The 13,938-nt window shown below is 72.2% G+C and carries 6 protein-coding genes; all 6 read right to left on the reverse strand.

Translation table 11 applies throughout. From position 1 onward, the window contains the following. The coding region (locus tag ACILQS_RS12135) for an FtsK/SpoIIIE domain-containing protein (RefSeq protein ID WP_395640388.1) at positions 1-2,171 on the reverse strand (2,171 nt) is incomplete at its 3' end. A 95-nt stretch (positions 2,172-2,266) separates the two neighbouring features. Next, positions 2,267-3,328 (reverse strand): zinc-ribbon domain-containing protein, encoded by a 1,062-nt coding sequence (locus ACILQS_RS12140; RefSeq protein ID WP_395640389.1) that lies wholly within the window; start codon positions 3,326-3,328, stop codon positions 2,267-2,269. Next, positions 3,325-5,649, reverse strand: a complete 2,325-nt coding sequence (locus ACILQS_RS12145) for a transglutaminaseTgpA domain-containing protein (RefSeq protein WP_395640390.1) — start codon at positions 5,647-5,649, stop codon at positions 3,325-3,327. The genes ACILQS_RS12140 and ACILQS_RS12145 overlap by 4 nt, the downstream gene beginning before the upstream one ends. Continuing rightward, on the reverse strand, positions 5,646-7,067 hold the full coding sequence (locus tag ACILQS_RS12150; protein WP_395640391.1) for a DUF58 domain-containing protein: 1,422 nt from the start codon (positions 7,065-7,067) through the stop codon (positions 5,646-5,648). Before ACILQS_RS12150 ends, ACILQS_RS12145 begins: the two co-directional genes overlap by 4 nt. Further along, complete coding sequence (locus tag ACILQS_RS12155; protein WP_395640392.1) at positions 7,064-8,035, reverse strand: AAA family ATPase; 972 nt, start codon at positions 8,033-8,035, stop codon at positions 7,064-7,066. The genes ACILQS_RS12150 and ACILQS_RS12155 overlap by 4 nt, the downstream gene beginning before the upstream one ends. A gap of 52 nt (positions 8,036-8,087) precedes the next feature. Further along, the coding region (locus ACILQS_RS12160) for an Ig-like domain-containing protein (protein ID WP_395640393.1) at positions 8,088-13,938 on the reverse strand (5,851 nt) is incomplete at its 5' end.

The following is a 13,938-nucleotide window of genomic DNA, read 5'->3' on the forward strand; positions in this document are numbered from 1 at the left end:
AGCGCGCCCTCTCCCCCGGCGAGGACGTGCTCGTCGCGACTGCCCAGCCGCAGCAGCAGCCGCGCTCCGAAGAACGGGGCGAGCGCGTGCAGCGGGCCGGTGAGCCGTCGGGCGGCCGCGACGATCCGGATGCCGCGGGCCGGGGCGTCGCGGAGGGCGCGGGCGACGAGGTCGGCCAGTTCCGGGGAGTGGTCCGCTCCGCAGCGGCCGAGGACCAGGTCGAGGTCGTCGGCGAGCAGCACCGTGCTGCCGGGGATCAGCTGAGGTTCGGCGAGCACGCCCCAGAGCTCGACCGGATCGGTCGGGAGCCAGCGCGCCGACGCGCCCGCTCCGGCCGCGACCGCGGCGAGAGCCGTCGTCGCGCCCGCACCGGGGGCTCCGAGCACGAGCACGTGGCCGTGGCGGGCCTCGATGACCGCGGTCGGCTGCCGCTGCTCCGCCGGCAGATCGCGGAGCCCGAAGGGGATGCCGTCCGCCGCCGGGAGGCTCGCGTGCGCGATCACGGCGGGTAACGGATCGCACCACGGTCGGCTCGAGGATCCGGCGGTCGTGGTGGTCGAGACGCGGGCGACGTCGCCCGGGGACGCCAGCGCGACCTGCACCGTCCGGCGTCGCCCCGCACCGTCGACGACGACCGCGCGACCGCGCGGATGCGCCGGCAGCCGGGCGGCCGCGTCGTCGCCGATCAGCCCGAGGCTGTCGGCACGGTCGGCCACCCGGAGTGCGATCCGGATCGCGACGTTGGCGAGCACCGCGTCGCGCACGACCCCGGCGGGGCGTTGCGTGCACAGCACGAGGTGGATGCCGAGCGACCGGCCGCGCGCCGCGAGATCGGCGAACAGCGCGTGCAGTTCGGGGCGCTCGGTGATGAGGGCGGCGAACTCGTCGACGACCACGACCAGGCGGGCCAGCGTTCCAGCCCCCAGCTCGTCGATCGCCCGCGCGCCGGCGGCCGCCAGGGCGCGCTCGCGCCGGAGCACCTCCGCCCGCAGCGACTCGATCGCGCGGCGGGCCAGGCGCTCGTCGAGGTCGCTCAGGGTGCCCAGCACGTGCGGCAGACCGTCGAGCGGGGCGAACGCCGCCCCGCCCTTGAAGTCGACGAGCACGAACGACACCTCATCAGGCGTTCGACCCGCCGCCATCGCGAGCACCCAGGAGACCAGGAGCTCGCTCTTGCCGGCGCCGGTCGTTCCCGCGACGACCGCGTGCGGCCCGTCGGCGACGAGGTCGAGGACGGCGACGCCCTCGACCGAGATCCCGAGCGGGGCGCTGAGTCCGGGACCCGCGAGGGCGGGGAGCAGCTCCTCCAGGGCGACCGCCTCGGGGACTCCCGCCGTCGGAGCACGCAGTCCGGCGGTTTCGGCCGCGTCCGCCATCCGGAGGGCCGCGTGCCGGGCGGCGGCCCGGGTGGACGCGTCGGCATGCTGCGCCGACATCCGGAAACCGGCTGTCTCGGAGCCCGCCCCCCAGCCGACGACGATCTCCCGGTCACCGGTCGCGAAGCGGTAGCGGCCCCCCGGGCCGCGACGCGTCTCGTGGGGCAGCTGCTGCGCCCATTCCTCCCCCGGTGGGAACTCGCAGGAGGTCGTCGCCGGTGACCGCCGCGCGGCGATCCGCAGGGCGAGCATCCGTGCCACCGCGGCGGCGGCGACGGGAGCCCCCTCGACCGCGATACCGGCATCGACCAGCCGGAGGAGCGGCGCGTCGGGGATCGTCGCCGCCGCGTCGCGCAGGCGTGCGACATCGGGCGACTCGTCGGCGACGCCTCCGATCTCGATCCCGCTCGGGGCGGCGCCACGGCCCACGGCGACCACGAGCGGCCTCTCATCACTCGCCCAGTCCGGATCGAGGGCCGTGAAGCCATCCAAGCGCCGTCGTTCCGCGTGGACGGCCTGTCGCACCTGCTCCTGTGCCTCGGCGAGGGCCGCGGCGACCCGGATCGCGGACTCCCGGTCGGCACGCCGACGCTGGCGACGACCGTCGACGAAGGTCGCGAGGGCGATGACCGGTCCGAGCGCCGCCATCAGCAGCATGAACGGCGAACCCGTCACCACGAACAGCACGACCGCGACGGCCACGGGCGCGATCGTCGCCACGAGCGGGAAGGCGGGCTTGGGCGGCGGCGGGCGGCCGGGCGGCATCGGGATGCGGACGGCCGGCGGCGGGATCATCCGATCAGGATCGAGTGTTCACCCGCGACCGGGCACGATTCCCGCGGGAGGGGTGAGCTCTCCGGAGTCGGTCGACCCGGGGGAGGACGCCGCGGTCAGCTCACGACGAAGAACTGGTCACCGATGTCGACACGCGTTCCTCGTGCGACGAAGTAGCGCCGTCCGGGTTCGCAGCGCTTCGGCTCGGCATCCGGCTGGCGCACCGTCGACCCGTTGGTCGAGTACCGGTCGCTGACCCAGAAGCGCCCGCTGTCCTGCCCGAACTCGAGGTGCGTCTTGGAGACCGACTTGCCGGCGTCGAAGATGGTGACGAGCTGGTCGACGAACTCGCCCGGCTGCGACGCCGGGTTGCGCCCCACGAGGCCGGCGCCGGACACCGTCACGCTCTCCCCCGTGCTGAACTGCAAGACGAAGCGCTCTTCGGCGAGCGGCGCCGCGGAGATGCGGGTCGCCTCGAGATCGATGGTCGGGACGCGAGGGTCCTTGCCCCACGGGAACGGGTCCGGGACCCCTCGGAGGATCTTGGCCGGCGGCGCGGCGACGGGCGCGGGGTGATGCTCGACGATCACCTCGGGCTCGAGGAAGGCGGGTTCGACCGGCGCGGGCTCGTGCTCGATCACCGGCTCCGGTTCGTGCGCGACGGAGACCTCGGGCTCGGGATCCGCGACGAGTTCGATCGCCGATGCGGGATCCGACGCGACCGCGACCCAGCCCGAGACGCCGGTGATCTCACCGGTATCGGTGACCCCGGCATCCCACTCGGTTTCGGCCTGCTCCGGGATGTCGGCGGGCTCCCCCGGATCCGGAATGTCGTCGGGCTCCGCCTCGACGGAGTCGGACCGCTCGACCGAATCGTGGAGATCTCCGAGGGCATCCACCGGGGCCGACAGATACGACGACGTCAGCACGAAGCCGCACTCGCCGCAGAAGACGTCGTCATCGCTGATCGGCTCGCCGCACTGCGGGCAGGAGTATTCGCTCTCCGCGACGGCGATCGAGCCGGCGGACCGCTCGCCTTCGGGTTCCGAGGAGAAGACGATGGCGGGCATCGCGGGGCGCGTCCGGGCGGGAGCCTGGGCGACCGGCGCGGGGCGGCCGCACTCACCGCAGAACTGGGCGGCGTCGGGCAACGCGGTGCCGCAGAATCGGCAGTTCATCGTCGTCTCCCTTCACGCCGGAACAGACTTCGAACACTATAGGCACCCAAGCTCCGGAGTGAGACGAGAGCGCGGAGGCGTTGACGCCGGGTGAGTCCGAGGTCGAGGGAGGCCCGCAAATCGGCGACGGCGTCCCAGACGCGGTCGGCATCCGCCGGGTCGGCGCGCTCCGGGGCGAAGACGGCGCGGTCGGCGACGGCGGCGAGCACCCGCGACGGGAGACCCCCCGCGACGGCGGCGAGTTCCGACCGGGTCGCTGCCGGGGGCGTGGAGTAGCCGTGGTCGAGCACCGAGTCGGCGAACTCGTCCCACCCTCCGCTGATGCGCTGCACGACGTCCGGGGCGGTGCGTCGGAGGCGCCGACGACGCACCTTCGCGGCGATGACGAGCAGGAAGGGAGCGAGCACCACCGCGAGCGCGAGCAGTCCGATGCCGACGATGCGGACGACCGCGAGCAGCGCCGCCAGCACCGGGTCGAGGGTGTCGGGGTCGTCCTGCGTGCTGTCGGGTGCCGTCTGGTCGGCCTGCGGCTCGGGACGGTCCGGCGGCGGCGGGACGATCGACGGCGGACGCGCGACCTGGCTCTGCTCCTCGGGTTCCTCCTCCGGGATCGGGCGCTCCTCGGGCACGGGATCGATCGCGACCCAGCCGTGTTCGGCCGTGTCGACTTCGATCCACGCCGTGACGTCGTCGCCGCGGACGACGCCGGCCTGCGGCTCGAATCCGAAGACGACCCGCGCGGGGAATCCGAGCTGGCGGGCCATGAGGGCCGCCGCGACCGCGTACTGCTCGGCATCCCCGATCATCCGCGACGCCGTGACGAGTTCGGCGATCCGGTCGGCTCCGTGCCCCGAGCGACTCGGCGGCTCCTCGCCACCCTCCACCTCTCGGCCGAGACCGTGGCTGATGTAGCCGTCGCTGCGCAGCGCGTCGAGCATCGCCACGAGGCGCTCGCCCGGGTCGGTGATCGCACGGACCCGTTCCTCCAGGTAGAGCGCGAGCTCTTCGGGGATCTCGCCGAGACGCGCGACTTCGGCGTCGCCCGGGGTGAGGTCGGCGAGTTCTCCGGCGGTCGGCTGGTCGGGCAGGATCGCGACGATCCGGTAGGCGTCGCCCGCCTGCAATCCGCCGAGGACCGCCGCCGTTCCGGTGGTGGCGTTGTAGTAGAACGCGTCGGTGAGACCCGCGGCACGGGAGCCGCCGAACTCGATCGACTCGAAGGCGCCGGCATCCGGCACCCACACGCCGCGATAGCCCTCCACCTCGACGCGGAGATCGACCGGCTCCCCGGTCACGTCGGCCTGGTCGACGGACTGCGGGATGCGCACGAACGTGCCGGACGCGCTGTCGGCCGCCGAACTGCCCACCGCGTAGACGACCCCGTCGTAGCTGTCGAGCGTGGCGATCCGCAGCCGCTCGCCGTCGGGCAGCCCCGTGACGCGCAGCAGCACGTCGTCGACGCGGTCGTCCCGGAGATAGCGCCGGAACCCGGCGAGCGGGCTCGGATAGTCGCGCGGGTCGAACGGCTGCACGACGGCGGAGCGCAGCACCTCCCGCTCCCCCGTCACCGGCGCGACCATCGCGGCACCGACCGACGCGGCCGACGCGATCGCCAGGATGAGTGCGCCGGCGAGGACGCTGCGGATGCCGAGCGCCGCGTCGCCCGCCGTCTCGAGGGGACGACCCTCGGCATCCGGCGTCGCGCGGGCGAGCGTGCGGATCGCCTCTCGCCGCCGCCGCCAGCGGTGCCAGACCAGATCGACGAGCACGGCGGCGAACAGGCCGAGCGCGAGCGGAATCGGCCAGGGGGCCTCGTCGGGCCCGAAGGCGATCGCGACGAGGAAGGCGACCACGGGCGGCAGGACGGCGAGTTCCGGGAACCTGGTGCGCACGGCGATCGTCACCGAGGTGAGGGCGGTCGCGAAGAACAGCAGGTAGGCGGGCACGAGGAGCGCCTGGTAATCGCCGACCGGCAACGTGATCGTGAGGAGCTGCTTCCAGCCGTAGACGACGCCCGAGAGCAGATCGAGGATGCCGTCCCAGCTCGGCAGCACACCGGCGATCGCCCGACCCGGCACCGCGAGCGGGACGCCGAGGATGAGGAACACGCCGAACGCCACCAGGAGCACCGCGAACGACGGCCAACGCCAGCGCGCGCCGATCAGCGCGACGACCGACCCGGCCACCACGGCTCCGCCGACGGCGACGAGGTAGGAGACGTCGCGGTAGACCGGCCAGAAGGCGGCGGCCGAGATCGCGATGAGCAGCCAGAGCAGGGCGACGTCGAGGGCGATCGCGCCCGGGCTGCGGCGCGGCCTCATGCGACCGCCGCCGAGCGGGCGAGCGCGATGCGGAGGTCTTCGAGGTAGCCGATGGTCAGCACGCTCAAGCCGGCGACGCGGCGGAAGCCCGGGACCGCGTCGGGATCGCAGACGATCGCGACGACCGCGACATCCATCGGGAACGAGTGCGAGGCGGCGCGGAGCTCGGCCGGAGTGACGAGGGAGCCGCAGACCAGGAAGGCGACCGAGATGCCGATGTTGTCCTCGGCGGCGATGCGTCCGACGTCGCGGATTCCGAGGGCCGCCGACGCGGCCTCGACGACCGCGAGGTCGTCGAGCAGGCGGGCCGGGACGTGGGTCGCGAGGGAGCGCACCGCATAGGTCTTGCGCTTGGCGAACTCCGGGGTGACGGTGCTCACGACGACCGAGACGGTGCGTCCGTCGCGGATCGCCCGCACCCCGAGGGAGCCGGCGACGCTCACTGCGAGTTCGAACTCCTCCTCGGTCGCGTAGTCGGAGGTGGCGAGCGAGAGCGCGACGACGAGGTGGCTGCGCCGGGTCTGCTCGAACTGCCGCACCATGAAGGTGCCGGTCTTGGCGGTCGACTTCCAGTGGATGTAGCGGCGATCGTCGCCGGCCTGGTACTCGCGCAAGGCGTGGAAGGCGACGTCGCTCGAGGTGAGGTCGCGGGTCGGCGTGCCCTCGAGGTCGCGGATGAGACCGGTCGACGTGGACGGGACGCCGATCGTGCGCGGGTGCACGACGAGATCCTGCACCTGCGTCCAGACCAGTTCCCGGCGCACGAGGCCGATCGGATCGGCCCGGACGGTGCGGACGGGGCCGACCGGGATCACGCCGCGGCGCAGGGTGGGGATCGCGAACTCGTTCGTGAACGACGCTCCCGCGCGGAGGCTCGGCATCGCGAGTTCGGCGAGGCCGATCCCGACGGGGATCTCGACCGTGACGCCGAGGACGCGCCGTCCGGTCGGGTTGTGCAGGGTCACCGCGCCGCGTGCCGGATCGCTCACCACGACGCGGTGGTGCGGCAGGTCGAGGCTCACCTCGAACGGCGACCGCCCGATCAGGTAGAGCACCGCGATCACCGCGAGCACGACGCCCGCCCAGCCGACGACGACGAGCTCGATCCAGCCCAGCGCGTACCCGACGGCGAACGCCGCGGGGACGACCCCGAGCATCACCCAGCCGAGCGGGGTCACGACACCGGCGACCCGGGAGGCGATCCGCCCGAGGGAGGCGGCGGCCAGCGCGAAGAGCCGCACGATCGCGACGACGAGGTCGGCGAGCGCACCCGTGCGGGTGCCGACGATACGGGTGCGGGTGTTGGCGAGTCCGGCGTCACCGGTCGTGGCGAGGGATGCGGCCCGGGTCGCGGTCGTGACCCGGGGATCGCGACGCGAGCGCGTGGAGCGGCCCGGCGCGGGAGACGGTGCGCTCACACGGCCTGCCGGTCGCTCGGCGGCGGGGTCTCGAGCAGCAGCTGACCGATGATGCCCGACGTCGTCACGCCGTCGAACTCCGCTTCGGGGTCCAGCAGCAGGCGGTGCGCGAGCACCGGTTCGGCGAGCGACTTCACGTCGTCCGGGATGACGTAATGCCGCCCGCTCGCCGCCGCGAGGGTCTTCGCACTGCGGATGAGAGCGAGGGCTCCGCGGACGCTGACGCCGAGGCGCACCTCGGTCGCCGTGCGGGTCGACTCCACGAGCCGCGACACGTAGTCGTTGACGCTCGGGTCCACGTGCACGTGCCGCGCCTGCTCCGCCATCTCGAGCACGGCATCCGCCGTCACGATCGGCTGGAGCTTCGCCTCGTGCGCCTTGACGTCGGAGCCTTCGAGGATGCGCAGGGTCGACGCGTGGTCGGGGTAGCCGATCGAGGCCTTGAGCAGGAACCGGTCGAGCTGGGCTTCGGGCAGGCGGTAGGTGCCGGCCTGCTCGATCGGGTTCTGGGTGGCGATGACCATGAACGGGCGGGCCGCCTCGTGGGTCGCGCCGTCGACGGTCACGTGGCCCTCCTCCATGACCTCCAACAGGGCGGCCTGGGTCTTCGGGGAGGCCCGATTGATCTCGTCGGCGAGCACGATGTTGGCGAACACCGGCCCGCGGTGGAACTCGAACAGTCCCGACTTCTGATCGTAGACACTCACCCCCGTGATGTCGCCGGGGAGCAGATCGGGGGTGAACTGGATGCGGTTGCTCGTGCCCGCCACGCTCTGGGCGATCGCGCGGGCGAACGAGGTCTTGCCCGTGCCCGGGAAGTCCTCGAGCAGGAGGTGGCCCTCGCTGAACAGCGCGACCAGGCCGAGGCGGATGACGAACGTCTTCCCCAGGAGCACCTGTTCGACGTTGGCCACGATGCGGCCGAAGGTCTCCTGGAACGCGGAGGCCTGCTCGGGGGTCATGCTCATGGGTGGTCCTTCCGGGGGAGGGTGGGAATCGAACGCGGGTCGGGGGCGGCGGTCAATAGGAGCCCGTCGAATACTCGCGCTCATACGTCGTGCTGTTGGCGGAGATGCGCACACGGAGGTCGCCGGTGCCGAGACCGGTGTCGCAGGTGCCGTTCTCGGTCATCGGCAGCCAACCGTCGTCATCGTTGCCGGGCGTGCACCGGTAGTCGACGGCGGCGTACGACGCCGGCCCGGGCGGCTGCAGCCACTGCCAGGCACCGCTGAGGACATCGGCCTCGTGCACGAGGCCGGTCGGTTCGGAGTTGCGCACCGGGATGCCGAGCGCGAACGCCGGCGACCAGTCCGCGCTGCACAGGGTCGCCTCGGGGTAGGCCCGGCAGGCCTTCACCTGCACGCTCACCGGGTTGCCGTATTGGGTGCCACCGGCGGTGAGGAAGGAGCCGAGCGGCACCACGCCGCTCTCGCTGCCCTCGGCGCCCGCCGTGAAGCGATACATGAACAGGTCGGCGTCGGTCGACCCGCTGCCGATCGTGTACCCGGTGAGACGCGCGTCGAAGAACTCGCCGCTGGAGCCGTTCTCCACGATCGACGCGGCGAAAGTCGCGACCGGACCCGGCGCCGCTCGCGGCGTGACCTGCACCGGCGCGGCCGCCGTGCACCCTTGCCCGTTGTAGGCGAAGACCCAGATCGTGTAGGTCTGGTTGGCAGCCAGTCCGCCGAACGAGGTGCTCGTGGTGCCCGCAGCGATCTGCTGGGCGCCGCCCGGTGGTGCGGGGCTCGGCGAGCCGTTCTCCACCCCCGAGACGGAGCAGACCGGGTCGGCGCCGGTGCTGCGGATCAGCGCGTAGTACGTCAGCACCGCCCTCCCGTTGTCGCCGAAGACGTCGGCCCAGGACGCACTCGCGGTCGACCCGTCGGTGAGCGAGGCCGAGGCCGAGACCGCCGGCCCGAGGAGGACGGGCGGACCGGCCGGAACCCCGACACCCGTGGCCTGGTTCCACGTCGCGAGCGAGTTGGGGGCGCTGTTACGCGCACTGACCGAGTAGCCGACGGCGCTGCCGTTGGCCCCCGCGCCGTACAGCAGCACCGACGTCTCGCCCGCGCCGACGACGGTCGAGGCGCTGCCCGCCGTGATCACGTACTCCTCGATCGGGCTTCCCGGGTATCCCACCGGCGGCGTCCAGACGATGCGCAGCCCGCCGTCCAGCGGCGTGGAGGCGACCGACGACGGCGACGGGGGGATGACGTCCGACCAGATCGTGCCGACGAGGGCGGTCGGCGCCGACGACCCGATCGCGTTGACGGCGACGACCGAGAGCCGCACGGCATTCCCGGGACCGTTACCCGGGGTCGAGAGAGAGCAGTTCACGCTCGAGGTGCACTCGGTCGTCGAGAGCACCTCGTCGGTCGCCGCCGACGTCATGGTGACCTCGTAGCGTTCGATCGGCGAGTTGTTGAACGGCCCGGGCGACCAGGAGAGTTTCAGCACGCGATCGCCGAACTCGGTCACCGCGACTCCCGTCACGGCATCGGGCACGTCCTGTACCGAGATCGTGATCGTGCCCCAGACGTAGCGGTCGGGATCCTGCGTGGCGTCCGCGACCTGGTACTGCAGGCTCGTGTCCGCCGGCACCGCCGCCCCGCTCACCGCGACGGTGAGCCGTGACCGGTCGGCGCTCGGCACGACGGTCACCCCGTCGGGGAGCGACGCCCCGTCGAGACCCCGGATGTCGACGACCTGGAGCGGCGTCGCCGGGAACGGGTTGTTCGCCTCGTCGTTCGCGAGCACGTCGATCGTCGTCGTCCCGCCGCGCGGGGTGATCGCGGTGTCGGCGACCGGCTTGACACGTGGGAGCGTCGAGGGGACGACGTTGAGTTGGATGCGTCCCGGGCGACCCTGGCTGAGGTCGTCGCGCACCGTCAGGGTGACGTTCGTGACCGTCCCCTTCGGCACGTTGGACGCGGCTCGCAGCACGAGCCGCTGGTCGTTGAGTTCGACGGTGAAGCCCTCCGGGAGCGGCTCGACGACCTGGTACTGGAGTTCGTCGATGTCGTCGTAGGGGTAGTTGGTGAGCCGGACGAGGTCGAGTTCCTTCTCCTGCCCCGGCTCGAAGTCGACGACGCCCCCGATGAAGACCGGCGGCTGGTTCTCGCGCGGCTCGACGTCGATCGGCAGCGTGAGGATCGCGCGGCGACCTTCGGGATCATCGGCGGTCGCGCCGTCGGTCACCTCGAAGGTGATCGACGCCGGGCCGAAGTACTGGTCGGCCGAGGTGAAGACGAGCGTGTTGGCATCCTCGACGAGATCGTCGCCGTTGGAGTGCGTCGCGCGGACGGTGCTCGAGTCGGTGAGCCGGACACCCTGCCCGCCGAGGGTGATCACGTAGTCGTTCAGGTCGATCGTGAGGGTCTCCTCACTCGCGACGGTGAGCAGCGGCGCCGTGCGATCCACCTGCGGGAGCGCGTCGGCGTAGCCAGGAACCCAGATGAAGGCGAACGAACGGATGGCGTCGTCATCCGGGTGCGAGACCGAGAACGGGATGATCTGGCTCGCGTCGCCGATCCGCACCCGCACCCGCTTGTCGGAGAGCAGCTCGGCCGTCGTGGTGAAGTCGGCCAGCAGGGCGACGCCGAGGTCGGAGACGTCGCCGTCGGCGAAGAACACGTTGTCGAGCACGTCGACGTCGACCACGGTGCGTTCGACGACATCGCTCGCCGTGAGCACCGTGTCTTGCGCGAGCGGGTAGGACAGCGGGGCGTCGGGGTCCACCGCGACCGTCACGAAGTTCTCCGATGTGCCGCCGTACTCGTTCTGGATCGTGTATCTCACCGAGTACTGACCCGGCGCGTCGGGAGGCGTGATGTCGACGACGGTGTCGTCGACGATGGTCGCCGTCGTGCCGTCGTCGGCGTTCGACGTCACCGCGATGACCCGCAAGGGGCTCCCGTCGGGATCGGAGTCGTTGGCGAGCACCTGCACGCTCACCGTGCGATTCGGCCGCACCGCGACGATGTCCTCGTTGGCGACCGGATTGCGCGCGCCATCGAGACGCGGGCTGATCCCGATCCGTACCGTCCCCTCGGCGCGGGCCCCGAGTCCGTCGACGAGGGCGTAACTGAACTCGTCCGTGCCCGAGGAGTACTCCCCCGCCTCGAACTCGATGTAGGTCGGCCCGATCCCGAGCACCGCGCCCTTGTCGGGATTGCTCGTGACGCCGATGAGCTGCACCGAGTCGCCATCCGGATCGACACCGCTCAGCGGGATCTGGATGCGCACCGTCTCGCCTGCCAGCACGCGCGCGGTCACCCGACGCGGCACCGGCGGGCTGTTGGTCGCCGCGTTCTCCTCGCGCACCGAGATCGTGACCCGACCCTCGGCGCGCTGGCCGGCGGACTCGACGCTGTACACCGCCACGTAGTCTCCCGCCACCTCGGGCGCGAGGTAGCGGAGCCGGTCGCCGGAGACGAAGAGGAGGCCGGCGCCGTCGGGCAGATCCTCCGCGAGCTCGGAGACGAGCGTCAGCGGCTTGCCCTCGGGCTGCTCGTCGTTGTCGAGCACGGGGATGTCGACGACGTCGCCGACGCGGACCGTCGCGGCGTCGTCGACCGTCACCGGCGGTTGGAGCCGCGCCGGCTCGGGGATCTCGACGACGGTGATCGTGCCGACGGCATCCGCGAGTCCGTTGCTGATGCGGTACTCGACCGTGACGCTGCGGCCTTCGAGGGGGGCGGTGAGGGTGATGCGCACCTGCCGCTGGTCGAGCACCTCCGCACGGACGCCCTGATCGGCCGCGGGATTCGTCACCCCGGTGACGACCAGCACGCCGCCCGCGGGGTCGATGTCGGTCGTCGTGGGATCGACGGTCTCGCTCGTGAGGGTCGTGACGAACACCGTCCGCGGCACGGTGATCGGACGCGTATTGGCGTCCGGGGGTGCCGCCACGTCGACGCGCACCAGGCCTGTGGCGGTCTGGTCGCCGTCGGTGACCGTGAACTCGACGTAGTGCGTCCGCACCTCGTCGCTGACGAAGGTGAACGTGCCGGCCTCGAAGCTCGGCTCGATGCGCGAGCCGGCGCGCTCGGGGACGGCGTTGAGTCGGAGGGTCCCTGACCCGCCGCGCACGTGCGACATCGGCCGTACCGTGATCTCTTGTCCCGCTGTCGCGAGGGCGACCCACGGCTCGATCACGATCGGCAGCTGCCCGGCCGGGCTCACGCCCACCGCGAGACTGCCGGACGACGCGGCGAGGCCGTCGGTGACGACGAGGGTGACCGACTTCAGGTCACCGCCTTCGCCGGAGTCGGAGAAGACCACGACACCGTCGGGTTTGTGGCTCACCTGGTCGGGGGCGCCCGTCGTCGCCGACTCCAGGTAGAAGGCGTCACCGTCGGGGTCGACCCAGTCGCCGAGAACCTGCGTCGTGACCCGTCCGCCGGCGGCGACGTCGGCGCGCGTCGACCGCATCTGCATCGGCGGCGAGTTCTCGTCGTCGGACCTGACGGTCACGGTCACGGTCGCGCTCGCGATCCCCCCGCGGCCGTCGGTGATGGTGTAGCGGAACGAGAGCGAACCGGATGCCTCCGGGGCGAGGGTGATCTGCAACTGCTGGTTGCGGGTCACCAGGTCGAGGCGACCAAGTTCCTCGGGGATCGCGTCCGCCTGGCCGATCACGAGCACGTCGGCGTTCGGGTCGTAGTCGTTCAGCAGCACGGGCAGCACCGTCGAACGTCCCGGACGGGCACCGAAGGCGTCATCGACCGCGACCGGCGGCTGCTGCTCCTCGTCGACGGTCGGCGGGACGTTCTCGTCGTTCACCGGCGACTCGTCCTGCTCGTCGTCCATCAGGAGGTCATCCCAGTTGTCGATCAACTGAGCGTCGTCCTGAATGGCCCAGGTCGCCCCGCGCCGGACGTCGTTGAGCACGACCCGGTCGACGTTCGCGGCGAAGTCGAGTTCGCCGGTCGCGGCCGCGGCGAGCTCGAAGACCTCGCCCTCTCCGGCGTTCGCGCATCGCCGCCAGGCCGTGCCGGATGCCCAGGCGGCGTACTCGCAGCCGTCGAGGGCCAGCGGCCGGGCCGGGATGCCGGTCATCCCGTCGACGATCGGCACGGTCGCCGCACCGCTCAGCGGGACCCCGAGCAGCCCGGTCTCGGTGCCGACCAGGAGCCGATCGCCCGCGGCCGAGGGCTCCTGCACCGCGAGGTCGTCTCCCGGTGCGACCAACCCGGAGAGGTCGACGATGCCGCGCTCGAGCGCCAGGCGGCGGCCGTCGTGGTCGAGGACCGCCCAGGCGCCGCCGACGCTCGTCACCTGGACGTCGTCGACCTCGCCCAGACCGGTCGGCCAGCGCGCGTCGACGACATCGGACCGTGCGGCGTCGACGCGGAAGACCTCCTGCGTCTCCGCCGAATAGGCGAACAGGGTCCCGTCGGGAGCGACGCTGACGACGGAGCCGAGCCCCAGGATGAGCGAGCTGGGCTGCGAAGCGTCGAAGTCGGGCAGCTCGCCGACGGGCAGGATCCAGAGTTCGCCGGTGCCGGCGGCGTGGATGACGACCCGGTCCCCCGCGAGATAGACCTGCGGGTCGTCGGGCGGCAGGGCGATCGGCTCACCGAGCAGCGACTCCGCCGGATCGACGATCTGCACCGTGGCGTTCGCGTGGTCGACGACGAGCACCGTCGTACCCCGCTGCACGACCTCGAGGTCGGCACTGGCGGCACGCATGACGGTGTTGAGCTCGAGCACCTCCGGGTTGGCCCGGCCGACGGCCTGTTGACCGGCGTTCGCGACCCACACCGCGCCGTCGCCGAGATCCAGCTTCTGCGCGGTGTACCCGGTGGAGGTGATCGCGAGCCCGGCGACGAGGGCCGCGACGACCGCGCCGCTCGTCGCCGGGGGGGCG

This window comes from Pseudolysinimonas sp. (assembly GCF_044239695.1).
Lineage (GTDB): Bacteria > Actinomycetota > Actinomycetes > Actinomycetales > Microbacteriaceae > Pseudolysinimonas_A.